The organism is Clostridium sp. AF28-12, from assembly GCF_003435225.1.
Lineage (GTDB): Bacteria > Bacillota > Clostridia > Lachnospirales > Lachnospiraceae > Pilosibacter > Pilosibacter fragilis.
This window is the reverse complement of sequence record NZ_QWGJ01000012.1, coordinates 1-24,209: the sequence shown is the minus strand read 5'-3', so window position 1 is coordinate 24,209 and position 24,209 is coordinate 1. Positions and strand designations below refer to the sequence as shown.

Sequence of the window (24,209 nt, the reverse complement as noted above, 5' to 3'; positions counted from 1 at the left end):
TCCAGTCTTTCACATTATTATCTGCAATTCTGTCAACTCTGAAAATGTTTCCCTCCAGCCCCGCAGGATCCCAGCCAGCTCTGCGTGCTGTGAACATTTCTACTCAGGGAATCGCCACCCGGTAATCTCTTACTCTGCCTCTTTCTTACGCAGAATATCGTACTGCTCCACTTCCCCGTCCAGGTCGATATAGAGGACCTGTTTCGGATGCGGTGCACTCTCCTGGCTCTCGCCCTCCTCGGTGTAGATGCCGCGGACAAGGGCGGAAATATTTCTTCCGTCCGGTTTCATGATCTCGATGGTCTCACCGACGGAGAACTTATTCTTCTGCTCGATCTTCGCGAATCCTCTCGCATCGCGCTCTTCCGCAGTTCCGAGATAGATATAGTTCTTTACATACGTGTTGCTGTCGTAGATCTGGGTCTCGGACGTCGGTTTTCCAAAGTAAAAACCTGTGGTAAACTCACGGTAAGTGCACTTTCCGATCTCTTCCTTGTACCACTCCATGTTCGCTTTATATTTCTCCGGATTCTCCAGATAGTCATCGATGGCTTTGCGGTAGGTCCTGGCAACTGTTGCCACATAGAGTGCCGTCTTCATGCGGCCTTCGATCTTAAAACTGTCGATTCCGGCGTCGATCATCTCCGGCACATGCTCGATCATGCAGAGATCCTTGGAGTTGAAAATATAGGTTCCTCGCTCATTCTCGTATACCGGCATATACTCGCCCGGTCTCGTCTCCTCCACAACGGAGTATTTCCAGCGGCACGGATGGGTACAGGCACCCTGGTTCGCGTCGCGGCCCGTAAAGAAGTTGCTGAGCAGGCATCTTCCGGAGTAGGAAATGCACATCGCGCCGTGGATGAAGCTCTCGATCTCCATGTCCTCCGGGATATGCTCCCGGATCTCCTTGATCTCCTTTAAAGATAACTCTCTGGCGGAAACCACACGCTTTGCGCCGAGCTCATGCCAGAAGAGATATGTTCCATAGTTTGTATTGTTCGCCTGGGTGCTGATATGGATCTCCATATCCGGGAGTACCCGCTTTGCGATGGTGAAAACACCCGGGTCTGAGATAATGAGAGCGTCCGGACGGATCGTCTTTAACTCCTCAAAATACTCCTCAACACCCGCAAGGTCGTCGTTGTGCGCGAGGATATTCGCTGTGATATACACCTTTACGCCGTGGTCATGGGCAAATTTGATGCCCTCCATGATCTCTTCGTTCGTAAAGTTTTTCGCCTTGGCGCGGAGGCCGAATGCCTCACCGCCGAGATATACAGCATCAGCGCCGTAGATAACGGCTGTCTTTAAGACATCAAGGCTTCCTGCCGGAATCAGAAGTTCTGTTTTTCTCATAATTCATCCTTTCCAAATGTTCAACCGGTCTGCAGACCCGCTGCGCTGACCGCGTGAAACAAGTCCGCCTCTATTTTGCCGGACCGCTTCCTTTTTTCACACTGAGCGCGACCCCGTCGCCCACCGGCAGGATCGAAGTCTCGAATTCATCCATATGTTTTAACGTATATAAATACTCCCGCATCCGCTCGTGGATCGTCCGGTCACGGCGCTCCACCGCGTAACGCGATTCCATGATCGTTCCGTCCTGGAGGACATTGTCAGACATTAAAAGTCCGCCATCCCGCAGAAGGCGCAGGATATCCGGCAGCCAGTTGATGTACTGGCCCTTTGCCGCGTCCATGAAGATAAAATCAAAGGAGCCGGAAAGACCCGCAAGGATTTCCCCGGCATCGCCCTCCAGCAGCGTGATTTTTTCTTCCATCCCAGCAAGGCGGAAGTTTTCCTTCGCCTCCGGGATCCTCTTTTCATATTTTTCAATGGTCGTGATCCGGCACTCTTTTGGCATCACCGATGCCATCAAAAGTGCCGAGTATCCGACCGCAGTTCCAACTTCAAGGATCCGGTTCGGAGCCACCAGCGTCACCATCGTCTTTAAGAGCGATGCTGTCTCCCTGCGGATGATCGGAACCCTGTTCTTCACAGCATTCTCAGCGATCGTCTCAATAAGCGGTCCGTCTCCCTGGGCCAGGGAATTTATATAAGTCGTAAGTCTGTTCTCCGTGATCATGATTTTGTGTCTTCCTTCGCGGTATCGTCCGGATTTTCCTTTAAAATATTGATCAGCTCCTTGGAATCCTTCGAGGTGTTTAACTCGTAGGTTCCCGCGTTCACTTCATATCCATAGCATTTTGCCTGGATCGTAAATGTGCGGGCATCGCGGATCAGACCGGCTTTCTTTAAGATCTTTCCGACCTCTTCCACCGACTCATCCCCGTCCAGTTTGATACTCTTTTCTGTTCCAGGCTCTGCTTCCATTGCCGGCGCGTAGAAGATCCCATGTCCGAAGGAGTAGGCGCTTCTCGCCCCCGTAACAATGAGTACCGCAGCGAGACCGTACAGGATGATCCTTCCGGATGTGCTGATGACAAACAGGCTGATTTTGTTGATTTCTCTCGTTATCTTGCTCATATCATTTCCCTTGCAGGTAGCTCCGCCGTGTATCTTCTTGTTTTCATGTGCATGAAAACAAGAAGTCGGGGGCGTTCCCCCCTATACTGAGCTGTGCCAAAAATTGCTTATGCAAGCAAGCTTGCAACACAATTTTCAGCCCAGCTCGGTGCACGGCTAACTGGGTTCATTTAAACTTCCATGATGATCGGAAGGATCATCGGGTTTCTCTTGATTCGTTTCCATAAGAAGTCGCTTAAGCTGTCACGGATGATGTTCTTGATCTTGCCCCAATCAGACACGTGACGCTCTAAGCAGTCTGCCACAGCCTGATCCACGATTGCCTGAGCCTCTTCCATCAGATCCTCGGATTCACGCACATAGACAAATCCTCGGGATACGATATCCGGTCCGGAGAGCAGCATATTGGAATGCTTCTCCAGCGTCAGGACAACGATGATGATGCCGTTCTGGGCAAGATTCTGACGATCGCGGAGTACAATGTTTCCGACATCTCCGACGCCGAGTCCGTCAACGAGAACACCGCCGGACTGTACATGATCGATGACGTCCGCTCCGCTCTCACCGATCTCAAGCACGTCTCCTGTGTGGAGCATCACAACATTCTCCTTCGGGATTCCAAGAGAGATCGCAAGCTCCTTCTGTGCCATTCTGTGGCGGTATTCGCCGTGGATCGGGATCGCAAATTTCGGGCGTACTAACGCGTAGATCAGCTTGATCTCCTCCTGGCAGGCGTGTCCGGATACATGGGTATCCTGAGAGATGACCTTCGCGCCCTTCATAGAGAGCTCGTTGATCACTCTGGAAACAGCCTTCTCATTTCCCGGAATCGGTGTGGAGCTTAAAACGACCACATCGCGCGGAGTAATGGAGACCTTTCGGTGCATGGAGGATGCCATTCTGGAAAGGGCTGCCATGGACTCACCCTGGCTTCCTGTTGTAATGAGGACGGTATCCTCCTCCTTATAATTCTTTAACTGTTCAATATCCACGAGCGTTCCATCCGGGATATTGATATATCCGAGCTCCTGGGCAGTTCCGATGACGTTGACCATGCTGCGGCCTTCCACAACGACTTTTCTGCCGTACTTGCATGCGGAGTTGATGACCTGCTGGACACGGTCCACGTTGGAAGCGAATGTCGCAACAATGATACGGTTCTGCTGATGCTCCGCAAAGATCGCATCAAAGGTCTTTCCGACGGTTCTCTCGGACATGGTAAATCCAGGACGAATCGCGTTTGTGGAGTCGCAGAGAAGGGCAAGAACACCTTTCTTTCCGAGCTCTGCCAATCTCTGGAGGTCTGTCACATCGCCGAATACCGGAGTGTAGTCGATCTTGAAATCACCGGTATTTAAGATGATTCCCGCAGGTGTGAATACCGCAAGGGCAGCCGCGTCCTCAATGGAGTGGTTCATCTTGATAAATTCTACGCGGAAACAGCCGAGATTGATGGACTGTCCGTGCTTTACGACCTTGCGCTTTACGCTGCGCAGCATGTTGTTCTCTTCGAGTTTATGGTCAATTAAGCCCATGGTCAGCTTTGTCGCATAGACCGGCGCGTTCACCATTTTTAACACGTACGGAAGCGCTCCGATATGGTCCTCATGACCGTGGGTAATAACGAATCCTTTTACTTTCTCATAATTATCTTTTAGATAGGTCACATCCGGAATGACAAGATCGATTCCAAGCATGTCATCACTGGGGAATGCAAGTCCGCAGTCCATAATGATGATGCTGTCGCCGTACTCGATGGCTGTCATGTTCATTCCGATCTGTTCCAGTCCCCCGAGAGGGATAATTTTGACTTTGCAGTCTGCTGTATCATTCTTCACGTTCTTCACGATTCATAACCTCTTTCTTATTTTCATTCTTCGTCCTGCATTCACTGCAAAGTCCATAGAGCTTTACCTCGTGGTTTGTCACGAGAAAGCCCAGTTTCTCCATAACCTCCTCTTCCAGACTGTCCAAAAGGTCTGATTCCAGGGAATACACCTTTCCGCAGCCGGTACAGATGGCATGGTGGTGGCGGTGTCCCGACGCGCTTTCTTCACCGTTCAGCTCATACCGGGTAAAACCGTCATCAAATGTGACTTTGTCGATTACATGCAGGTCTAAAAGGACCTGTACGGTCCTGTATATCGTAGCCAGTCCGATCTCCGGGCTGTTTACTTTCGCTAAATCATAAATTTCTTCCGCAGTCAGATGTTCCGCTGGATGGGACGCAATAATATCAAGTACCATCATACGCTGATTTGTTACTTTGAGTCCTGCCTTGCGCAGCAGTCCTTTTACCGTTTCGTCGTTCATTTTCATTGTCCCCCAACATCTGTCCTCCGAAAACCTTCCTGCTGCCAGCGTTCTGCGCAGACAGCAACCGGTCCTGCATTCGATCAGCTTCTTTTCCAAGCACCAGGCCCGCCTTTTTCCCGTCATCCAGACGGGCAAGTTTCCTGACTGTCAATACGATTATTTGTCTGTATCTGTGTATTAAATGTTTGTTTTCTGCTTTTTGTACGTGCTCTACTGTTTCTCGAGATCCACGTCGTCAAGAAGCTCCGCGAAGATCTTCATGAGACCTTCCAGCTCGTCCTCATCTTCCACGAACTCATAGAGGGCATCAGACTCGTCTGCGCCGGACATATCCTTTAAGATATAGCAGTCGCCTTCCTCGTCGTCATCTTCCGCGTCTGTGACAAGAAGATAGTTTGCCCCGTTTAATTTTGTCTCCTCCACAACATAGAATTCCAGTGTCTGGTCATCGTCGACCAATGTGATTTTTCTCTCTTCCATACATATTCTCCTGTCTCTGAAAAATGTGTAACTTTTCAAGACCTTCACTTACAGAACCTTCCACCGGCAGCTTCTTCCGGATGCACGGCAGCGGTTACATGTACAGTAACGAAAAGTTCTCAGGTATCGTTTCGTATTATTCTTTTTCCTTCGTTTTCAGGCAGTCCAGATAACCCTGTAAGATCAGCCCCGCAGCGACTTTATCGATCACCGCTTTTCTGTTCTCGCGGCGCACTCCGCTCTCTATCAGGATCTGTTCCGCAGCAACGGTCGTGAGACGTTCATCCCAGTAATGCACCGGAAGTCCGGTACGGCGCTCCAGCATTTCTCCGAAAGCTTTCGTCTTTTCGACGCGCTCTCCTTCTGTATTGTTCATATTTTTCGGAAGTCCCAGCACGATCTCCGTGATCTCGTACTCCGCGATCAGCTCCTCGATCCGGGCACATGTCTTGCGCAGTTTATTCTCGTCCTTGCGCTCGATGGTCTCGACACCCTGTGCCGTCAGAAGAAGTCCGTCGCTGACTGCGACTCCTACGGTCTTTGAACCGAAATCCAGTCCGAGTATTCTCATAACGTATATTATCCTATCTGTTTTTCCTCATAGCAAAACCAGCCGGTGATTCCCGGCTGTCTGCATATTCTTTCTTATCTTTCCCAGAAACTAGCGGAGTCTCGTATCGATATAATTCTCCATCAGTTCTTCCAGGATCTCATCACGTTCCACCTTCATGATCAGGCTTCTTGCGCTCTTGTAGCTTGTAATATAGGTCGGATCACCAGACATGATATAGCCGACGATCTGGTTGATCGGGTTGTATCCCTTTTCCGTGAGCGCCTCGTAAACCTCACGGAGGACCTCACCGACCTCCAGTTTTTTATCTTCCTGTACCGCTTTAAAATATTGTGTATTACTGATATCGCCCATAAATATCCTCACGTCCTTCGACGGCTGTCCCGCGCTTTTCGCGCAAAGCCATCCCTTTTGTTGCTATCCTTATTCTACTCTACTTTCATATTTTGTGCAATATAAAACTTACTCGCCCAATTTAACGCTGTTTTTCATTTTCAGCCAGAAAAATCGGGACTTTCAACACTGTTTCACGGCATTTTGGGTGCCAAAAATACTTATTTTTCGTTCAGAAGCAGAATCTCCTCTGTCAGAAAATCTCCAAGAATGCCCGAAACGAACGTATTTTTCAGCGCTTTCGGATCACGTCCGTCGAGACGGATCGCTGCCTTTACATATTCCTTTGTATACCCGGTCATGTAGATCTCGTCATTGATGGTCACCGGTTCCTCCAGAAGGATCTCCTGTTCTGTTCCCGTGAAGGAACTTCTGTACTTCCCGGACATCTTCTTCTCGAGTTTTAAGAGAACGGCGCTGCGCTCTTTCTTCACCGGCTCCGGCACCTGGTCAGGCATCCGGTCCGCGCGGGTTCCGGCACGTCTGGAATACGGGAACACATGCATCTCGTAGAAGTAAACTTTTTCGAGGAATCTCCTTGTTGTCTCAAAGTCCGCATCCGTCTCTGCCGGAAATCCGACGATAACATCCGTCGTGATCGCCGGATTCCTGAAGTGTTTTCTTAAGATCTCACAGCGGTCCGCATATTCCTCGCAGGTGTAATGGCGGTTCATGCGCTTCAGGGTATCGTCGCATCCGCTCTGCAGGGACAGGTGGAAATGCGGACAGATCTTCGGAAGCCTGGAAAGCTCCGACGCGAACTCTTCTGTGATGACACGGGGCTCTAAGGAACCAAAACGGATCCGCTCGATTCCGTCGATCTCATGAAGTCTCTTAATCAGTGTCAGAAAGTCGATTCCCTCATCCTTGAAATCGATGCCGTAGGAGGTCAGGTGGATTCCGGTGAGAACGATCTCCTTGTAACCTTCCTCTGCCAGGATCTTTACTTCCTCCTCCACATCCTCCGGCCGGCGGCTTCTGACGCGGCCTCTCGTATACGGAATGATGCAGTAGCTGCAGAACTGGTTGCAGCCGTCCTGAACCTTGATGAAGGCGCGGGTGTGCTCCGCCTGTTTGTTGATGTGAAGTTTCTCGTACTCGTTGGATCCCGCAAGGTCCGTGATGGACTCCCAGATCTCTTTTCCGGCAAACCATGCCTCCAGAAGCGGGACAAGGTCCGCCTTGCGGTTGTTTCCGATGATCAGATCAACAGCGGCATCCTCTCTCAGTTTGTCCGCCGCCGCCTGGACATAGCATCCTGCCGCAACTACCACCGCGTCCGGATTCTTCGCCTTCGCGCGGTGCAGCATCTGGCGGGATTTTTTATCTGCAACATTTGTCACGGAACAGGTGTTGATGACATAGACATCCGCTTTCTCCTCAAAGCTCACGATCTCATAGCCTGCAGCCTCCAGAAGCTGTTCCATGGCCTCCGTTTCGTATGCATTTACTTTGCAGCCAAGATTATGCAGCGCTGCTTTTCTCATATTCAATCTCCTTGTAATTACTGGGGTGATTTCTCTGCCATGCCATGTTTCCGTCCTCAAAATTTCAGAATCATATCATGTGCAAAGCTTGTTTTTTATTCAAGATACCTCTTGACTTTTCATGCATGTCCATTTAGTATGAAGATAGGTTTTTTTATTACCAGAATCAAAAAATATTCGAATATTGGGAGGAACACTGACATGAAAACCGTTAAAATTTCTTTAAACTCCATCGATAAAGTGAAATCTTTTGTAAATGACCTTACCAAGTTTGATACCGATTTCGACCTTGTTTCCGGCAGATACGTCATCGACGCAAAATCCATCATGGGTATCTTCAGTCTGGACCTTTCCAAGCCGATCGATTTAAATATCCACGATGGCGGAAATACAGAAGAGATCCTTACTGTACTTGCACCGTATATCATCGAGGCATAAGAAAGTGTTTTTAAAAACTGCCGGAAACTAAATTCCGGCAGTTTTTTACGCGTGCAACGAGCCAAAGTCCATGCTTGCATGAGACCTTGGCGTTGCTAAGCGCCGGTGGCGCTTGTTTAGCAACGACCGAAACGGAGTGTAGATGCCGCGATAACTTGAGAAGCTCGCAAAGCGTGCTTCTCATAGTTTCCTTTTCCGCCAGTTTTTTCCGCACCGCATAACATCATTTTCCATGCTGCGGCACATTTCAGTCCAACTGGAAATCCCAAACCGCATTTTAGATGCAGCGGATCACCTCTCTCGTCTCCAGTGCTGTCTTCATCAGCTCGTCGATCTTCTCATCCAGCTTTTTCTCGGAATTTTTGATCTTCTTTAAGCTCGGCTTTGTAACCGGATGCTTTGCGACGAAGATCGTGCAGCAGTCCTCGTACGGAAGAACAGATGTCTCGTAGGTGCCGATCTTTAAGGAAATATCAACGATATCCTGCTTATCGAAGGCGATGAGCGGTCTCATGACCGGAAGCTCGCAGACTTCATTTGTGACAGCTAAGGACTGCATCGTCTGGGATGCGACCTGACCGATGCTCTCGCCGGTAACAAGTGCCAGACAGTCATTCTCCTTCGCGATCGTCTCTGCGATCTTCATCATATAGCGGCGCATGATGATCGTAAGCTCGTCATGCGGGCACTGATCGTAGATGTAGAGCTGGATATCGGTAAAGTTGATGATATTTAAACGAATCGGTCCCGTGTATTTCGCAACAAGCTTCGCGAGATCAACGACCTTCTGTTTTGCGCGCTCGCTCGTATACGGCGGCGCATGGAAATAGGTCGCATCGATGGTCACGCCGCGCTTTGCGATCATCCATCCGGCAACCGGGCTGTCGATTCCGCCGGATAATAATAACATGGCGCGTCCCGCTGTTCCGATCGGCATTCCGCCCGGTCCCGGGATCGTCTCGGAGAAGATGTTGATCTTATGGCGCACCTCCACACGGAGCAGCACATCCGGTGTGTGGACATTGACCTTTGTCTCCGGGAATGCGTTTAAGATCACCTCGCCGAGGTCACGGTTGATCTGATCGGAAACAACCGGATACTGCTTGTTGGCGCGTCTCGCAACGACCTTAAAGGTAAAGTTCTTATTCTCATAGGCATCATCAATATATTTTACGACCTGTGCCTTCAGGTCCTCATAACCGTTGTCTTCGATCTGAACCATCGGGCAGATCCCGACGATACCGAATACATGCTGAAGAGCGTCGATCACCTCATCGTAATCGAAGTCTTCTGCTGCCTCCGCATAGATTCTTCCCGCTTCCTTTGTGACGGAAAAATCACCTTCCAGATTCTTTAAACGGTGATGGATCTGTTTTACAAGGGCATCCTCAAAGAGGTAACGGTTTTTTCCCTTTACGCCGATCTCTGCGTATTTGATTAAAAATGATCTGTATTTCACGGAATATCCTCCATAGGATCCTGAATGTTTCATAGCCGGCATTTTTTAACCTTTGCCGCGTTTCAGGACATTTTCTTAGTGACTGACCGGGAATTCTTCGTTTTCCCGCCAAGTGTTGTATATGATCTTTATGCTCTCCGATATCTTCTGAGCATCGGCACAAGTTCATTCAGTACTTCCAGACAGTAATCCACTTCCTCCTCAGTATTAAATGCACCGAAGGAGAAGCGAAGCGTGGAATCCAGCAGGGAATCCTTCACACCGATCCCCTTTAAGGTTCCTGACACACCCGGATGGTTGGAGGAACATGCGGAGCCGGAAGAAACATAGATTCCCTTATCCTCCAGCGCATGGAGCAGTACCTCTGCCCTCACGCCCTCAAAGCCTGCCGCAACGATCTGCGGAGCGCTGTCCCGGCCGGTAAGACCATGGACTGTAACGCCGTCCATCGCCTGAAGACCTTTCACCATGCGGTCCTTGATCGCATAGAGCTTATCGATCTTTGCATCATGGTCGGTGTAGACCATCTTTGCCGCCAGACCGAGACCTGCGCATCCCGGAACATTCTCGGTGCCGGAGCGCATGCCTTTCTGCTGTCCGCCTCCGTAGATGATCGGTTTGATCTTTACCTTCTCATCAATATAGAGGAAGCCGGTTCCCTTTGGGCCGTGGATCTTATGTCCGCTGGCTGATAAGAGGTCGATGCCCTGTTTTTTCGGGCGGATCACATATTTTCCGTAAGCCTGGATCGCGTCCACATGGAAGTAGGCGGACGGCTTTTTCTCCTTGATGATCTTCGCGATCTCCTCGATTGGTTCCACCGCTCCGATTTCGTTGTTTACATACATGACGGACACAAGGATCGTATCGTCGCAGATCGCTTCCCGGAGCGCATCTAAGGATACATGTCCGTTATGATCTACCGGAAGATAGGTCACACGGAAGCCAAGCTCCTCGAGGAACGCTGTCGTATTGTAGATCGATGCATGTTCCACGCAGGAGGTGATGATGTGGTTTCCGGCGCGCTTATTTGCAAGCGCCGTTCCGATCAGCGCCAGATTGTTGGACTCGGTTCCGCCGGAGGTAAAGAGGATCTCTTTATCCTTCACTTTTAAAGTCTTCGCGATCTCCTCACGGGCAGTCTTAATATAATTTTCCGCCTCTACACCTTTCATGTGTCTGGAGGACGTATTGCCGTAGTCCACGGTCATTGTCTCCGCGACGATGTCGCGCACCTCGTCGAAGGCGCGGGTCGTCGCAGAGTTATCAAAATAAACTTCTCTCTTTTCCATGAGTTTTATTTACTCCCAGTCTGGACCGGCAAAACATTCTCCATATTCATATACCGGTCTTTTTACTTCTTAAAATTTACCCTTTATAGCATAATGCTATTTTCAACTTTTTTGTAATCGTTCAGTTATTCACAGTTATAATTAAAAACTCATCCTGAATTTTTCTTCGGTCTGCACTGAAATTTTTACTTCATGATTCCAGTAATAATCCCACAGCCGCCATCACAAACATTCCGGCCGTTTCCGTCCTGAGGATTCTCTTTCCGAGCGTCACCGGCTTCACCCCGGACTGCATCGCAAGTTCCACTTCCCCGTCGGAAAATCCGCCCTCCGGTCCGATAAAGATGGACAGACTCTGCCCCGGTTTTAAGCTTCCGATCAGTTCTCTCGTGAGTGCCATTCCGCCCGCTCCCGGAAGACTCTCAGAATCTTCGTAGGGAATGATCGCCAGATCATCCAGCGCTGCCGCCTCAATGGCCGCCTTGAACTTCATCACATTTCCAACTTCCGGAACGATCATGCGCTTCGACTGTTTTGCCGCGCTCTCGGAGATCCCGTACCAGCGTTTTCTCTTCGCCTCTTCCTTCTTCGCGTCGAGCTTCACCACCGCGCGGTCGGTATCCACCGGAACGATCTTTGCGACCCCCAGTTCTACACATTTCTGGATGATGAACTCCATTTTATCTGCTTTCGGAAGTCCCTGATACAAGGTTACTTTTACCGGAAGCTCCGTATCGTCCACTTCCTCCGGCAGGATCTTCGCAAGAACTTTATCCGGGAAAAGCTCTGTGATCTCACAGAGACAGTTTGTGCCCTTGCCGTCGCTGAGCAGGAGCTTCTCCCCCGGTTTCATCCGCAGTACGTTCTTAATGTGATTCACATCGGGACCGGTGATCACGGCCTCCGACTCTGTAAAAAATTCTGTTTCCGTAAAAAAATGGTACACTATTTCTTCCTCGCTGTGAAGGATACCCACTCGCCCTGTCTTGTCACTTCGATGATCTCGAAGGCATCGTTCGCCTCAAGCGCTTCGCGGACAGCCTGTTCCTTCATATCAATAATGCCGGAGCTGATGAAGATTCCGCCTTTCTTTAAGTGGAACGGAACCTGTTTCTGGATCATGATGATAATGTCGGCAAGAATATTTGCAACAACAATATCGTAGCACTCATATCCCGCCGCATCCTGTGTCGCCTTATCGTCGATAATATTTCCCTGGATCACACCGAACTTCTCCTCCGGGATATCGTTGGCTGCAAGATTTTCATGAACTGCAGTGATGGCGTTCTCATCGAGATCCGTTCCAAATACATACTCTGCACCAAGCTTTAACGCGGCGATTCCGAGAATTCCGCTTCCTGTTCCGAGGTCAAGAACCCTTACGCCCGGCTTTACATACTTTTCGAGCTGGCGGATACAGAGCTGTGTCGTCTCATGTTTTCCGGTTCCAAACGCAGTTCCCGGATCGATCTGGATCAGGAGCTTGTCCTTATGTTCTTCCGGGATCTCCTCCCACGTCGGCTTGATCAGGATATGATCAACCGTAAACGGTTTGAAGTACTGTTTCCAGTTGTTGATCCAGTCCTTATCGTCCGTCTCAGACTCTGTGATCTTCGCGGTACCGATATTCACGAACTGGCGGATCTCCTCAAGCCCCTCACGGACAGCCTTCAACTTTTCTTCCGTATCCTCGTCCTCGTCTAAATAGAAGCTGACTCTCGCGGTACCGTCATCCGGCGGAAGCTCCGGGAGAATATCGATGAACATTCCCTTCGTCTCGCTTTCGGTAAGCGGTACGTTGTCCTCGATCTCCATTCCCTCGATTCCGATATCATCAAACATGCTTCCGAGATAATCCACCGCATCCGTGGTCGTCTCAAGCGTAAATTTCTTCCATTTCATATATCATTTCTCCTTCTATGTTCTTTTGCCTGTCCAGGATCAGAACTTCCCGCTGCTCTTTCACGTTCTTCGACCATCATTCCGATCTTTGGTTCCAGACTCACCGCACATATGCCCGCATCCAACATGGACGCAGACGAAATCACATGATATCATAACATAGTTTTCCGGGGTTTGCAAGGTGGGAAAATGCTGAAACAGACCAGGGACAGGTTGAGCTTCCTGTCCCTGGTCTGCTTTTCGCAAAATAAGGTTTGGGGTATAACAAACATAAAGTATAGAGGTCTTCATTATGAAATGAATTGCTGCTGAATTCTCCCCGGGCATTTGACCGTCCGGGAAGACAGCAGTTCTATTTCCATGCCTAATTTAGTCAAACGTCTCTGCAAATAAACCCACAGCGGCTTTTCGACCAACTCCGCGCATAGCGAACTGTCAGTATATGATCTGGATTACGGCTCGTAAACGTCGTCGATGATCTCGAACTCTTTTGCCGCGAGAGTCTTCTCAACCCATTCTCTCTTTGCTGTGCCGTTCTTTGCAGCTGCGAGCTTGCTCTCATCTGCTGCCTGGAACTTCTTTGCGTCCTCTAAGATCTGCGGAGCGTCTTTTCTCGGGATAACGATAACGCCATCCGGATCAGCCAGGATGATGTCTCCCGGGTTTACGCTGATTCCGCCGCAGGATACCGGTACGTTAACCTCACCTGGTCCCTCTTTGTACGGACCACCCGGTGTTGTGCCTGTGCAGTATACCGGGAAATCCCATTTTCCGATCTCATCGATGTCACGGATCGGTCCATCAAGAACAATACCTGCGATCTTTCTGTCATAACGAAGATAAGCCATCATGATCTCGCCCATAAGGGAACGTGTATCATCTTCCTCGTTGGACACTACGATAAAGTCGCCTTCCTGAGCAATGTTTAATGCTGCGTGAAGAGCAAGGTTGTCGCCGCCTCTTGCCTTAACGGTGAGTGCCGGTCCGACTGCCATCTGCTCTTTCGGCTGGCTTACAAGGCGGATTCTCGGATTCATCGCCGCGTTTCTTCCCATTACATCACATGTGTTGGACGCCGGAATGTTCTTGAACTGCATCATAACCTCTTTGTCCGGCATGTGTCTCTTTAAATAGATTCTCTTGCCTACTGCCATTTTGTAATCTCCTTTTCCTTGGATTTTTATGTGGTTGAGATCGCTTCTTTTGCTCTCTCATCTCTTTCTGACCATATTGTATCGCAGCACTACGACAATTACAAACAATGTATTTGTTTGCTTTTCACAATATTTTTTTGTTATCCACTTTACATCCTGATAAACGTTATATATAATGAAAATACCGGTGGATAATCCGTCATTTTCGCAAAACGTTGTTTTACAGTAACTGTTCAGGAGGCCTGCGCAGGTGCTATGGGCCAGTGGCACACGTCCAGCACGGATCGAAGCGGAGCGTAAAACGTTTTAAAATGGATTTTTGCTCGCAGCTATGAAGGTACTGAATCGTTACGTCCTGCAAAAGATAGAAGGGATCTTTTTATGAATTTACTCAGCTTGTACTATTTCGTTGAACTTGCCAAAGAGCTTCACGTCACCAACACAGCCCAGAAACTCTATATTTCCCAACAGAACCTAAGCCAGCATATCCAGCGTCTGGAACAGTATTACGGTGTCCCTCTCTTCCACAGAAAGCCAAAGCTCGCCCTTACCTATGCAGGGGAGCAGCTCTACGCTGTCGCCGTAAAAATTCTTGCCGAGGAACATGAATTCCAGAACCGTCTCGCCGACATCTCCGAAAAGAGCATCGGCAATCTGAAACTCGGTATCCCGTCTTACCGCGGCCAGATCTGTCTTCCGGAGATCCTGCCGAGATTCTACGCGAAATGGCCGAATATCAAGATCGAGCTCTGCAATGAATCCTCCAACACAATGGAAGAACGTCTCTACAATGGGGAACTTGATATTTTTATCGGTGTCATGTATCAGGATAATCCCAAACTGGAATCTTCCACTCTTCTGACCGACCATATTTATCTGGTCTGTTCCGACGAGCTTTTGCAGCGCCACTATCCCGATTCCTGGCAGACCTTAAAAGAAGGATCCTTAAGCGGCGTGGAACTGGCACATTTTTCAAAAATTCCGTTCCTGCTCCCAGCCTCCTCCATGAAGCTTCGAAAAACTCTGGACCAGTGTTTCCTCGACGCAAAGGTAAAGCCGAATATCTTTCTGGAGTCGCAGACCACAGAACTGTTCATGTCCCTGTATCCGCATAATTACGGGGCATTCTTCTGCACCCAGATGCGTCTTCCGATGCTCTTAGCTGCCCACCCGGATGCCAATGCGTTTCCGCTCGCGCTGAAAAAGTCACTGATCAACCACCGGCTGGTCCTTGCCTATCACAAAGAACGTTTTCTTCCAGAGTATGCCCATGATTTTATTGAGATCACGAAGGATGTGTTTGATGGGATCGCGGAGGTTCGTCCGCATTAGCAGCTACACCCAATCCCCTGTCATGTATCATATATTGATAGGGGATTCTTTTTTGCTATTTCGATAAAAGACCTCTAGAAGGTCACATTTCTATAAACCATCTCTCCCTTTTTAACAGTAAGTACTGGTTCGAACACCCTATTGCTTTCTCTAAATGAAGCTGTCTCATCTGTATACGGTCTGTCGCCGAATACATTTTTACCTTCATGTACTCGGAACACTGCAATATCAGCCTGTTTTCCTTCCTTAAGGCTACCTACACGATCCGAAATTCCCATATTTTCCGCATTATTCCAAGTCGCAGCCTTAATTACTTTCTCAAAAGGCATTCCCAGATACGTGTATTTTGATATCTGCATTGCCATATTAAATGCTGTCGGACGTAAATGCATGCTTAGGCGGGTAACATCAGTGCCTAACAGATCCGGGTAGAATTTTTCAGAGATTGCTTTTTCGGAAACCTCAAATGAGAAGTGCGCTCTTGCATCCGCTGCTTCAAAAATAATGCCTCGTTCTCTCGCTTTCCATACGCAGTCAGCAACATGACCATTTTTTAAAATTGTATAACCAACATTCTGATACATGTGTGTCACGATATCACCTGGTCTAAGAATCTCTAAAACCTTTTCCATCTCTGCCGGTGGATTTGTAATATGTACCATCAACGGTCTGTTAATTTTTTCTCCAATTTTAACTGCTGCTTTTAATGGTTCAAGTCCCAGCTCCCCTACAATATTTTTGCTTGTTCGAAGTTTTAAGCCAAGCAGTTCATCTCCGTACTTGTCAAATAATTCTTTGAGTTTTCCCACATCCATGTGCTCTGGTTTAACATCTTCCATCTGCTTTGGAAGTGTAGATAAACCCACACTGCAAACATTGATATACGGCATAATTGATAACTTTTCCATTCCGATCCAGCCACGATACTGTTCATAATTGTCACAGCCCGTGCTTCCTGCATCCACTGCAGTCGTAACACCAGATCCAAAGCATACTGCTTCACCAGCTGTTCCAATTGCTGCCAATGGATAAATATGAGTATGATGGTCAATTAATCCTGGCGTTACATAGCATCCGTCTGCATCAATTTCACTTGTTGCATGTTCTTCTATATAAGAACAAACTTTTACAATTTTACCGTCTTTTACTGAGATATCGCCTTTCGCGATCTTTTCATTCTCGACATCAACAATCAGTCCATTTCGAATAATAATATCTTCCATTTGCACACCTCATAATAAAAAGGGACATTGAGCTTCTCAATGTCCCTACCAACAGTATCCATGTGAAAAGGGGCATTTACACAGCCTTCCTTTTATGACTGAGTCTTTTTCTTCTTTCGTGCACTCATTAAAGGCGAGAAGCAACTTGCCACACAAACAATCAGAAGAACAAGGCTGATTGGTCTTGTTATGAAGCTCATTAAAGTTGCACCTATAGCTTTATGGCATAAGTTAAATGCCTGCATAAATCCAGCCTCTGCAAGAGAACCAAGCATTAAGCCAAGAACGATTGCAGAAATATCAAATCCAGCTGTCTTTAAGAAATACCCGACAATACCAAAAATAAGCATAATATAAACATCTGTAATATTATTGCTTGCCGCATAAGAGCCTACTACACACAGAACACCAATACCTGCTAATAGAAATCCTTTCGGTACTTTAACCACCTGCGCAAACTGTTTTGCACCAATTAATCCTACAATTGTGAATGCAAACTGGGCAAGTACGAAACCTGCTAAGAACGGATATGTTACATGCGCATAGTTTGTAAATAAACTGAATCCCGGATTCAAACCCTGAATCATAAGTCCGCCCATCAGCACTGCTGCTACGGAGTTTCCAGGAATGCCGAGCGTGAGCATTGGGATCAAAGATCCACCGCAAACCGCATTATTTGCTGACTCTGTCGCAGCTACACCTTCGCGACATCCTTTCCCGAATTCATCAGGTGTTTTTGACGTTCTCTTTGCCTCATTATACGCCATATAACCAGCGATATTTCCGCCAGCTCCTGGTACGATTCCTACAAACGCGCCAATGATGGAAGACTTGATATAGGTAAGTGGATATCTCACGAAATCTTTCGGTGTGATCTTCGGTACGTGAAGTTTTTTAATATTATCATCTGTTAACACACCTGTTTTTTCTCCTGATGAAGTCAACAATTGTGTCAAAGAATATAAACCAACAATTGCCGGAATAATTGCAATGCCGCCATATAAGGCCGTAATATTAAAGGTATATCTTGGATATGCTGTCGCAACATCCATTCCAACCATTGAAACAAGAAGACCTAATAATCCAGAAAGGAATCCCTTTAAAAGAGAACCACTTGAAAGAGATACGATGATCGTTAGTCCGAATACGGCCATCATTGCGTTTTCCTGAGATCCAAATTTCAATGAGAAATTTGCGATTGGAGGTGCCAGAAAGAATAATGCAATCGCTCCTGCAATTCCACCCCAGAAAGATGCGATGCACGCCTCCTGCAACGCCTCACCACCACGTCCTTTTCTTGTCATTGGAAAACCGTCCATAGTTGTAGCTGCTGAAGCCGGTGTACCAGGTGTATTAAGCAGACAAGCAGAAATACTGCCTCCATATGTTGAACCACAATAGATACCGGCCAGCATGATCAATCCACTCGCCGCATCCATTCCATAAGTAAGAGGAATCAGCACCGCCACCCCCATTGTAGATGATACGCCCGGAAGTGCTCCAAATAAAATTCCTAAAACAGTTCCCCCCATAAGGAGCAGTAAGTTCATTGGGTTAAATGCGGTACTAAAACCCATCAGAATATTGGATAACATATATTTTTCTCCTCCTTAGATCAAAAATCCTTTTGGCAACGGAACCTGTAAAAACATACTAAAGATACCATAAATAACCGCTAACACCCCAATTGCCACAACTGGATATGTCCATAACTTATGTTTTTCGGTATCAATTACATATGAAAACGCAATCATAAACACAAAAGAGATCGTGTAAAATCCCACTATTTTAATTAAACCGACATACACTACAAGCATCAGAATTGCGATTGCGATCTTCTTTGATCCTTCTTTTTGTTCTGCCAGTGCTGCAGCATCAAAATTTTCGTCTTCCTTGTAGTGCATATAAAATGTACGCACAAACAGCATAACACTCAAAATACATCCAAGGACTGTGATTCCTGTCGGAATAATTTTCGGAATATCTGGGAACTTTCTGCTGTAAACAAACGCAAATCCAAACACAAGGAATAAGAACACAGCCGATACGCGTTCTTTTAATTTCATCGTCATACTAATCAACCCTTTCTGTACCTAAAACCACTGGGCGATGCAGAATGTATCCGCATCGCCCATTTTTCTTCGCTTCTTACATTCCAAGAGATTCTTTTAAATCATACCAAATCGGGTTGTACTCGCTGAAAGTCTTTAATGCCTCATCCGTGTTCTGGAAACGAATTACAAGTCCCATGTTATCTGCTTCTGCGATGAAATCCGGATCCTCACAAACCTTTTCCATGATCTTATCCCAGTACTCAACAATTGCAGGATCAACTTTTGAGGACATTGCTAAACCACGGTATGTGGAAAGAGAAGTACAATCATATCCAAGCTCTTTTACTGTAGGAACATCGTCATAAATTCTTTCATCTGTCATTGTGAATAATACTTTACACTGATTTTCATCTAACATTGTTCTTGCCTCGCTGACACCTGCCGACATTACATCACAATGTCCGCCAAGGAATGCTGCTTTTGCTTCAGAGGAGCCATTATATCCGATGATATTAAACTCTACACCAGCTGTATTTGCAATGTACTGTGTTGCAAGAGCTGCGATAGTACCTGTTCCAGATGCCGCAATGCTGATCTCGCCCGGATGATCCTTTGCATATGCAAACATTTCTTCTGCTGTAGTAAATCTTGTTTCATCCGGCTTCACAGCCCATACACGGTCATCTGCTACAAAGAAGCCGATATGTCCCATATCATTTACGACATCAAATGGGCAGCTGGAATTCGTGGTAGAAACATACTGTGCGCCCGGATCGATATGCCACATAACAGATCCGTCTGTAGCACGCCCTAAACCAGTCTGGATTCCTACAAGTCCGCTTCCGCCTGTAATATTTTCAACGATCAGTGTTGCATCTGTCCATTTCTGAGCATATTTAGCAAATAAACGATCACCAAGATCTACACCGCCACCAGCCGAGAATGGAGCAATAATCGTCACAGTACCAGACGGATATGTCTTTCCATCTGCAAGTGTGATCGTCTTAGACCATTCACCTGTATCTCCTGTCGATGTAGCCTGTGTATCAGAAGCTGTTGTTTCCTTTTCGGCCTGAGTCGTTGCTGTTGCCGTTGTCTCCGGCGCTGTACTGTTTGAAGCGCATCCAGACAAACTTGACATAACGAGTGTTGCTGCTGCCAGTAAAGCTATACGTTTTTTCATATTGATTCCTCCTAAGTTTTTCTTTTGTTGTTATTTGTGCTGTTTTTTTCTTGATTTTTGTCTGTCTTTTTATTGATTTTATATTATCATCATTAGACAAATATATCCAACAATGATTTTATATATTCTTAACAAGTTTTCTTTGTAGTTATTGGGATATTGATCTATTTTTTTGCTATTAAGCACTTTCTTTCCCACGCAGTATATATTGCTTATTCACTACATACTTCAGTGCCTTCTCTTCCTCCAGCAATTCAATATTCTCCGTGATCATCGGGAACATGACATCTGAGATATCCGCAGAACCGCCGCCTACATGTGGTGTCACGATAATGTTCGAATTTTCGAGAATCAAACTGCCCGGTTTTGCCGGTTCTTCCTCCACACAGTCGATTCCGGCACCTGAAAGTTTTCCGGAATTGACTGCGTTCACAACAGCCTCATCATCCATAAGTCCGCCTCTCGCAACGTTGATTAGGATCGCGCCGTCCTTCATTTTTTCGATTTCCTTCTCACCGATCATATGACGCGTGGAATCCATGAGCGGTACATGAAGGGTGATCACGTCGCTTGTACGGATCAGTTCCTCAAGTCCTACATATTTCATATGCAGTTTTTCTTCCATCTCCTCCGGCAAGCGGAACGGATCGTAATACTGGACTGTAGATCCGAAGGCCTGTACCCTGGATGCCACCTGACGACCGATATTTCCTCCGCCGATGATGCCGACCACCTTATTGTTTAAAGTTCTCGTCAGGTTTAAAAATGTGTTCTTACTCCACTCCCCCTGATGAATCGCACGGTCATGGCAGATCAGTTTTCTTCCGACTGCTAACATCAATGCCACCGTAAGCTCCGCCACAGCATACGCGTTTGCTCCCGGAGTATTGCAGACATAAATTCCATGTTTTCCTGCTTCTTCAATGTCAACAGAATCAAAACCGGCTCCCCAGCGCATGATCATCTTTAATCCTTTGATCCTTGCGACTACTTCCTTCGGCATTTTTAAAATTCGAAGAACGATGGCGTCTGCCTCTGTCAGTGCATCAAATTTCTCCTGTGTATCAACTTCAACCACTTCAATTTCCGGCTTTTCAGAAAAATAATTTTTAAACTTTTCAAATGTACCTGCCGGATATGTTCCTACGATTGCTACTTTCACGTTTTTTCCCTCTTTTTATTTGATTTTCTCTGCCACTTCTCTCATGAGATCTTCGCTCGGATTCTTTCTGTTGATCTTGCTGACCTCAACGATCAGTTTATAGAGATCAACGCCTGTATCTTTTGCGACCGCCTTGAAAGTCTTTCCGAAGCTGGAATGCGCTCCGGATACGCCGAGGATCAGGTCGTACGGCGGGATCGCGTCATGGTAGGAGTGCTTTTCCATTGCCGGAAGAAGTCTCTGGTCGATTCCGTTTAACATCGCGTAAAGGTCAATATCCTTGAACTCCCCGTATTTCTGCATAAATGCCACAGCTGCCTCTGTCGGAAGGTTTCCTGCGCTTCTCGCCATTCCCATAAGACCGCAGTCTAAAATATCTGCTCCGCTCTCATAGGCAGCGATGGCATTTGCTGCGGAAAGTCCAAGGTTATTGTGACAATGGAAAGCCACCGGGATCTTAACCGCGTTCTTGCAACACTCCGTTGCTCTCTTTACGTCATCCGGCATCATAGTTCCGGCGGAATCCATGATCGTAAATTCGTCAAGTCCGATGGACTCCAAGAACTTCGCTTCCTCCGCCAGTTCTTCCGGAGTGAGAAGATATGCTTTCATTGCGGAGTAGTACGCTTTCATTCCGCATTTCTTGATCGTTTTTACCGGAACTTCTGAGATCTTTCTCGCATCCCCGGCATCAGCACCACAGCGCAAGAACTTCATTCCCTTGGATGCCGCAAGCTCAACATTCGGTTCGCGGAATCTCTTTGCGTTTAAGAACATGCCGATCTCTGATTTTCCCAGATACGGCTGTACCAGATCCAGATACTCCATGTCAGTCAGGGCGTTTGTGAATCCCGCAACCTCATAAGCTCCGATTCCGCCTGCGTTTCCGAATTCAATAATCGGAACATTGCTCTCTGTCAGGATATCCAGAACGATCTTTGTGATCTCCGCGTCAAACCCTTTTCCTACTACATTTGCACCGTCTCTCAAAGTACAGTCCATCAATCTAACCATCACAAATACTTCCTTTCGTTAATTTGCTGTAAAATATACTGGATTTCTTGTTGTTTTTATACTATCATACAGTTATGACAGTTTTCCAACAGTTATATTTTTAATTTTAAACAGCATTTTCCTGTGGAGGCATCTATGAACCTTAAAACATGTCAGTACTTTGTAGCACTTGCGGAAGAAATGAATTTTACAAAAGCATCCGAATCTCTTCATATCACACAGCAGTCCCTCTCCGGCTCGATCAAGCGCCTAGAAGAGGAATATGGAGTGGAGCTGTTTCAGCGAAAACCATATCTGAAGCTCACACCTGCCGGGGAGACTATGCTTTTTTACTCAAAACAGATGCTGCGAAATGAATCCCAGATGATGGCATCCCTGGCGGATCTCTCCGCCGAATGTTCCGGTCATCTTGTTCTTGGAATGTCAAGGCAGCGGATCCAGGTATTCTTTCCGGGAATCTGGGAGCGATACCACAACGCCTACCCAAATGTTTCTCTGGATCTTCGTCAGTCTTATACTCTGAAAATGGCTGACTCTCTTCAGGCTGGAAAGCTCGATCTTTTCATCGGTGTTGATGTTCCAACTGCATCTAATCTAAATATGATCCCTTTAGCGTCCGAATACCTTTTCTGTCTGATCCACGATAATATTCTGAAGGAATGCTGCCCGAATCACTGGCAGGAACTTTTAAATAAAAGTGCCATCGAAGGTCTTGATGTCTCTGATCTCAAAGACTTTCCAATCCTCCTCCTCGCTTCGGACAACCGAATCCGTTCTCTTTTAGAACGCGCCTATGATCGTTGTGGAATCATGCCTAAGACAATTCTCGAGGCATCTGACCAGAACATCATCTATCAACTCGCCTGTTCTGCCCAGGGAGCCGCTTTCCTGTCTCCGATGATCCTTTTTGATCATAAAAAAGGGGCGATCACTTGGCCAGAGAACTGCCATTGTCTGAGGATGAACCACTCTTTCTCAAAAATCGATATCTCCCTGGTCTACCGCAATGACCTGATCCTGCCCCACTATGCTGAAGGCATGAAAAAAGCCATCACACAGGAATTTTATTCCTACGCGATGGCGATGAAGTCGATTTCTTAAACAAAAGCTGCCTAAAAATATTTTCAGGTAGCACTCTTTATTATTTTAGTTGAATGGAACCTTATATTTCATACTGATTTCCTCAAGTTCTTTTACCACAACATCTGAAATTTCCATTCCCTCTCTCTGCGCTTGTTCTGCATGATTCAATTCAATCTCACCTGGTAGATAAATTTCATCACAGTCTTCTGCTCTTGGTGATTCTTTAATTGATGTAAGAATTACATCTGACTGTTCCTTAAATTTTTGTTCTTCAACAACTGCACCAACATTAATTGCACCAATAAAATAACCAACATCCTGCTTTTTTCCACTAAAATCATAAAATGATCCCATTGTTAATCCACTTTTAGCTCCTGCTAGTCCGCAGCACATCAGTTCGATCAACAAACCAATTCCATACCCCTTGGCTCCGCCAAACGGAAGCATGCACGATACTTTATTAGGATCAGTTGTCGAATGTCCATCTTTATCAATTGCCCATCCTTCTGGAATTTTTTTCCCATTTTTCTTTGCGAGTGTCACTTTTCCTCTTGCAACAACACTGGTCGCCATATCAAGCGAAACTGTCCTATATTTTTCAGAAGGCACAGACACTGCAAGCGGATTTGTCCCAAGAATTGCTTTCTTTCCCCCTATCGGAGCCAATGCTGCCGGTCCATTGGTCATTGCGATTCCTATCATTCCATTCTGTGCTGCATAATCAGTAAAAAATTCCCCCATTCCAAAATGATTTCCTCCTTTTACCGCCGCAAAACAACAACCTATCGTTTTTGCTTTCTCAACACATAGTTTCATTGCATCCATTGCTGCTGGAACTCCCAGCCCATTGTTTGCATCCATCAGGATCAATGCTGGAGTTTCTTTTATAATTGTTGTTTCTGCATGTGCATCGACAAGTCCCGCCTCCAAACGATATGCATATGTTTTTAATCTTGTGACACCATGAGAAGAAATTCCTCGCATGTCTGCTGCTATAAGACTTTCTGCAAATAAATCACTTTTCTGCTTTGATAAGCCATTTTTTTGCATAATTGCACTTGCAAATTCACGCATCTTATTACAATTATATTTCATGATGACCTCCACTCTGCTTATCGGCTTTTTCAGAATATTGTGAATATTCCGTTGCGGCGAAGCCGTCTGTCCGGAAAAATG

24 protein-coding genes are annotated in these 24,209 nt (G+C 46.8%); 3 read left to right on the top strand and 21 right to left on the bottom strand.

Translation table 11 applies throughout. The annotated features are described in order from the left end of the window. Positions 1-129: 129 nt before the first annotated feature. From DWY93_RS10935 to mtaB, 9 genes are all read right to left on the bottom strand, one after another. On the bottom strand, positions 130-1,359 hold the full coding sequence (locus tag DWY93_RS10935; RefSeq protein ID WP_015555005.1) for a U32 family peptidase: 1,230 nt from the start codon (positions 1,357-1,359) through the stop codon (positions 130-132). A 70-nt stretch (positions 1,360-1,429) separates the two neighbouring features. Further along, entirely contained in the window at positions 1,430-2,089 is a 660-nt protein-coding gene (locus tag DWY93_RS10930) for an O-methyltransferase (protein WP_117470599.1), read from the bottom strand. Next, complete coding sequence (locus DWY93_RS10925; protein WP_015555007.1) at positions 2,086-2,490, bottom strand: endolytic transglycosylase MltG; 405 nt, start codon at positions 2,488-2,490, stop codon at positions 2,086-2,088. The genes DWY93_RS10930 and DWY93_RS10925 overlap by 4 nt, the downstream gene beginning before the upstream one ends. Positions 2,491-2,660: 170 nt before the next feature. Continuing rightward, positions 2,661-4,328, bottom strand: a complete 1,668-nt coding sequence (locus DWY93_RS10920; RefSeq protein WP_117470657.1) for a ribonuclease J — start codon at positions 4,326-4,328, stop codon at positions 2,661-2,663. Further along, positions 4,318-4,803: a Fur family transcriptional regulator gene (locus DWY93_RS10915; protein WP_181968271.1), complete on the bottom strand. Its 486-nt coding sequence runs from the start codon at positions 4,801-4,803 to the stop codon at positions 4,318-4,320. The genes DWY93_RS10920 and DWY93_RS10915 overlap by 11 nt, the downstream gene beginning before the upstream one ends. 213 nt (positions 4,804-5,016) lie before the next feature. Continuing rightward, positions 5,017-5,286: a DUF1292 domain-containing protein gene (locus DWY93_RS10910; protein ID WP_015555009.1), complete on the bottom strand. Its 270-nt coding sequence runs from the start codon at positions 5,284-5,286 to the stop codon at positions 5,017-5,019. Between the two features lie 136 nt (positions 5,287-5,422). Next, a complete protein-coding gene (ruvX, locus tag DWY93_RS10905) occupies positions 5,423-5,857 on the bottom strand; it encodes a Holliday junction resolvase RuvX (protein ID WP_117470598.1) in 435 nt (144 codons plus the stop codon). Between the two features lie 90 nt (positions 5,858-5,947). After that, on the bottom strand, positions 5,948-6,211 hold the full coding sequence (locus tag DWY93_RS10900) for an IreB family regulatory phosphoprotein (protein ID WP_021905317.1): 264 nt from the start codon (positions 6,209-6,211) through the stop codon (positions 5,948-5,950). A gap of 200 nt (positions 6,212-6,411) precedes the next feature. Next, a complete protein-coding gene (gene mtaB / locus DWY93_RS10895) occupies positions 6,412-7,737 on the bottom strand; it encodes a tRNA (N(6)-L-threonylcarbamoyladenosine(37)-C(2))-methylthiotransferase MtaB (RefSeq protein ID WP_117470597.1) in 1,326 nt (441 codons plus the stop codon). Between the two features lie 201 nt (positions 7,738-7,938). On the opposite strand from mtaB, the gene DWY93_RS10890 reads away from it, so the two are divergent. Next, a complete protein-coding gene (locus DWY93_RS10890; RefSeq protein ID WP_015555013.1) occupies positions 7,939-8,175 on the top strand; it encodes a PTS HPr component phosphorylation site in 237 nt (78 codons plus the stop codon). Positions 8,176-8,452: 277 nt separating this feature from the next. On the opposite strand, the gene thiI is transcribed toward DWY93_RS10890, so the two are convergent. The 5 genes from thiI to DWY93_RS10865 form a co-directional block, all read right to left on the bottom strand. After that, on the bottom strand, positions 8,453-9,634 hold the full coding sequence (thiI, locus tag DWY93_RS10885) for a tRNA uracil 4-sulfurtransferase ThiI (protein ID WP_117470596.1): 1,182 nt from the start codon (positions 9,632-9,634) through the stop codon (positions 8,453-8,455). Between the two features lie 128 nt (positions 9,635-9,762). Beyond that, entirely contained in the window at positions 9,763-10,926 is a 1,164-nt protein-coding gene (locus DWY93_RS10880) for a cysteine desulfurase family protein (RefSeq protein WP_117470595.1), read from the bottom strand. A 190-nt stretch (positions 10,927-11,116) separates the two neighbouring features. Next, positions 11,117-11,872, bottom strand: coding sequence for a 16S rRNA (uracil(1498)-N(3))-methyltransferase (locus tag DWY93_RS10875; protein WP_117470594.1), 756 nt, complete (start codon positions 11,870-11,872; stop codon positions 11,117-11,119). Next, positions 11,872-12,828 (bottom strand): 50S ribosomal protein L11 methyltransferase, encoded by a 957-nt coding sequence (gene prmA / locus DWY93_RS10870; protein WP_117470593.1) that lies wholly within the window; start codon positions 12,826-12,828, stop codon positions 11,872-11,874. Before prmA ends, DWY93_RS10875 begins: the two co-directional genes overlap by 1 nt. Positions 12,829-13,280: 452 nt before the next feature. Next, positions 13,281-13,982, bottom strand: a complete 702-nt coding sequence (locus DWY93_RS10865) for a demethylmenaquinone methyltransferase (RefSeq protein ID WP_021905324.1) — start codon at positions 13,980-13,982, stop codon at positions 13,281-13,283. 381 nt (positions 13,983-14,363) lie between these two features. On the opposite strand from DWY93_RS10865, the gene DWY93_RS10860 reads away from it, so the two are divergent. Then, positions 14,364-15,314, top strand: coding sequence for a LysR family transcriptional regulator (locus DWY93_RS10860; protein WP_117470592.1), 951 nt, complete (start codon positions 14,364-14,366; stop codon positions 15,312-15,314). Between the two features lie 74 nt (positions 15,315-15,388). Here DWY93_RS10860 and DWY93_RS10855 read toward each other — a convergent pair whose 3' ends face one another. The 6 genes from DWY93_RS10855 to DWY93_RS10830 form a co-directional block, all read right to left on the bottom strand. Beyond that, positions 15,389-16,537, bottom strand: coding sequence for an amidohydrolase family protein (locus DWY93_RS10855; protein ID WP_181968535.1), 1,149 nt, complete (start codon positions 16,535-16,537; stop codon positions 15,389-15,391). A gap of 92 nt (positions 16,538-16,629) precedes the next feature. Beyond that, a complete protein-coding gene (locus tag DWY93_RS10850; RefSeq protein ID WP_117470590.1) occupies positions 16,630-18,132 on the bottom strand; it encodes a tripartite tricarboxylate transporter permease in 1,503 nt (500 codons plus the stop codon). Positions 18,133-18,147: 15 nt separating this feature from the next. Beyond that, complete coding sequence (locus DWY93_RS10845; protein WP_117470589.1) at positions 18,148-18,609, bottom strand: tripartite tricarboxylate transporter TctB family protein; 462 nt, start codon at positions 18,607-18,609, stop codon at positions 18,148-18,150. A 76-nt stretch (positions 18,610-18,685) separates the two neighbouring features. Then, positions 18,686-19,774: a tripartite tricarboxylate transporter substrate binding protein gene (locus DWY93_RS10840; RefSeq protein WP_117470588.1), complete on the bottom strand. Its 1,089-nt coding sequence runs from the start codon at positions 19,772-19,774 to the stop codon at positions 18,686-18,688. 178 nt (positions 19,775-19,952) lie between these two features. Then, a complete protein-coding gene (locus DWY93_RS10835) occupies positions 19,953-20,936 on the bottom strand; it encodes a 2-hydroxyacid dehydrogenase (RefSeq protein ID WP_117470587.1) in 984 nt (327 codons plus the stop codon). A 15-nt stretch (positions 20,937-20,951) separates the two neighbouring features. Continuing rightward, positions 20,952-21,950 (bottom strand): 4-hydroxy-2-oxovalerate aldolase, encoded by a 999-nt coding sequence (locus DWY93_RS10830; RefSeq protein ID WP_181967975.1) that lies wholly within the window; start codon positions 21,948-21,950, stop codon positions 20,952-20,954. A 135-nt stretch (positions 21,951-22,085) separates the two neighbouring features. On the opposite strand from DWY93_RS10830, the gene DWY93_RS10825 reads away from it, so the two are divergent. Continuing rightward, positions 22,086-23,051 (top strand): LysR family transcriptional regulator, encoded by a 966-nt coding sequence (locus DWY93_RS10825; RefSeq protein WP_117470585.1) that lies wholly within the window; start codon positions 22,086-22,088, stop codon positions 23,049-23,051. Between the two features lie 45 nt (positions 23,052-23,096). On the opposite strand, the gene DWY93_RS10820 is transcribed toward DWY93_RS10825, so the two are convergent. Then, the coding region (locus DWY93_RS10820) for an Ldh family oxidoreductase (RefSeq protein ID WP_207658701.1) at positions 23,097-24,209 on the bottom strand (1,113 nt) is incomplete at its 5' end.

What these genes read in the sequence shown, in the direction of transcription:
- DWY93_RS10935 (WP_015555005.1), bottom strand. Translation starts at nt 1,359, where the DNA reads ATGAGAAAAACAGAACTTCTGATTCCGGCAGGAAGCCTTGATGTCTTA.
- DWY93_RS10930 (WP_117470599.1), bottom strand. Translation starts at nt 2,089, where the DNA reads ATGATCACGGAGAACAGACTTACGACTTATATAAATTCCCTGGCCCAG.
- DWY93_RS10925 (WP_015555007.1), bottom strand. Translation starts at nt 2,490, where the DNA reads ATGAGCAAGATAACGAGAGAAATCAACAAAATCAGCCTGTTTGTCATC.
- DWY93_RS10915 (WP_181968271.1), bottom strand. Translation starts at nt 4,803, where the DNA reads ATGAACGACGAAACGGTAAAAGGACTGCTGCGCAAGGCAGGACTCAAA.
- DWY93_RS10910 (WP_015555009.1), bottom strand. Translation starts at nt 5,286, where the DNA reads ATGGAAGAGAGAAAAATCACATTGGTCGACGATGACCAGACACTGGAA.
- ruvX (WP_117470598.1), bottom strand. Translation starts at nt 5,857, where the DNA reads ATGAGAATACTCGGACTGGATTTCGGTTCAAAGACCGTAGGAGTCGCA.
- DWY93_RS10900 (WP_021905317.1), bottom strand. Translation starts at nt 6,211, where the DNA reads ATGGGCGATATCAGTAATACACAATATTTTAAAGCGGTACAGGAAGAT.
- mtaB (WP_117470597.1), bottom strand. Translation starts at nt 7,737, where the DNA reads ATGAGAAAAGCAGCGCTGCATAATCTTGGCTGCAAAGTAAATGCATAC.
- DWY93_RS10890 (WP_015555013.1), top strand. Translation starts at nt 7,939, where the DNA reads ATGAAAACCGTTAAAATTTCTTTAAACTCCATCGATAAAGTGAAATCT.
- DWY93_RS10880 (WP_117470595.1), bottom strand. Translation starts at nt 10,926, where the DNA reads ATGGAAAAGAGAGAAGTTTATTTTGATAACTCTGCGACGACCCGCGCC.
- prmA (WP_117470593.1), bottom strand. Translation starts at nt 12,828, where the DNA reads ATGAAATGGAAGAAATTTACGCTTGAGACGACCACGGATGCGGTGGAT.
- DWY93_RS10865 (WP_021905324.1), bottom strand. Translation starts at nt 13,982, where the DNA reads ATGGCAGTAGGCAAGAGAATCTATTTAAAGAGACACATGCCGGACAAA.
- DWY93_RS10860 (WP_117470592.1), top strand. Translation starts at nt 14,364, where the DNA reads ATGAATTTACTCAGCTTGTACTATTTCGTTGAACTTGCCAAAGAGCTT.
- DWY93_RS10855 (WP_181968535.1), bottom strand. Translation starts at nt 16,537, where the DNA reads ATGGAAGATATTATTATTCGAAATGGACTGATTGTTGATGTCGAGAAT.
- DWY93_RS10850 (WP_117470590.1), bottom strand. Translation starts at nt 18,132, where the DNA reads ATGTTATCCAATATTCTGATGGGTTTTAGTACCGCATTTAACCCAATG.
- DWY93_RS10845 (WP_117470589.1), bottom strand. Translation starts at nt 18,609, where the DNA reads ATGACGATGAAATTAAAAGAACGCGTATCGGCTGTGTTCTTATTCCTT.
- DWY93_RS10840 (WP_117470588.1), bottom strand. Translation starts at nt 19,774, where the DNA reads ATGAAAAAACGTATAGCTTTACTGGCAGCAGCAACACTCGTTATGTCA.
- DWY93_RS10830 (WP_181967975.1), bottom strand. Translation starts at nt 21,950, where the DNA reads ATGGTTAGATTGATGGACTGTACTTTGAGAGACGGTGCAAATGTAGTA.
- DWY93_RS10825 (WP_117470585.1), top strand. Translation starts at nt 22,086, where the DNA reads ATGAACCTTAAAACATGTCAGTACTTTGTAGCACTTGCGGAAGAAATG.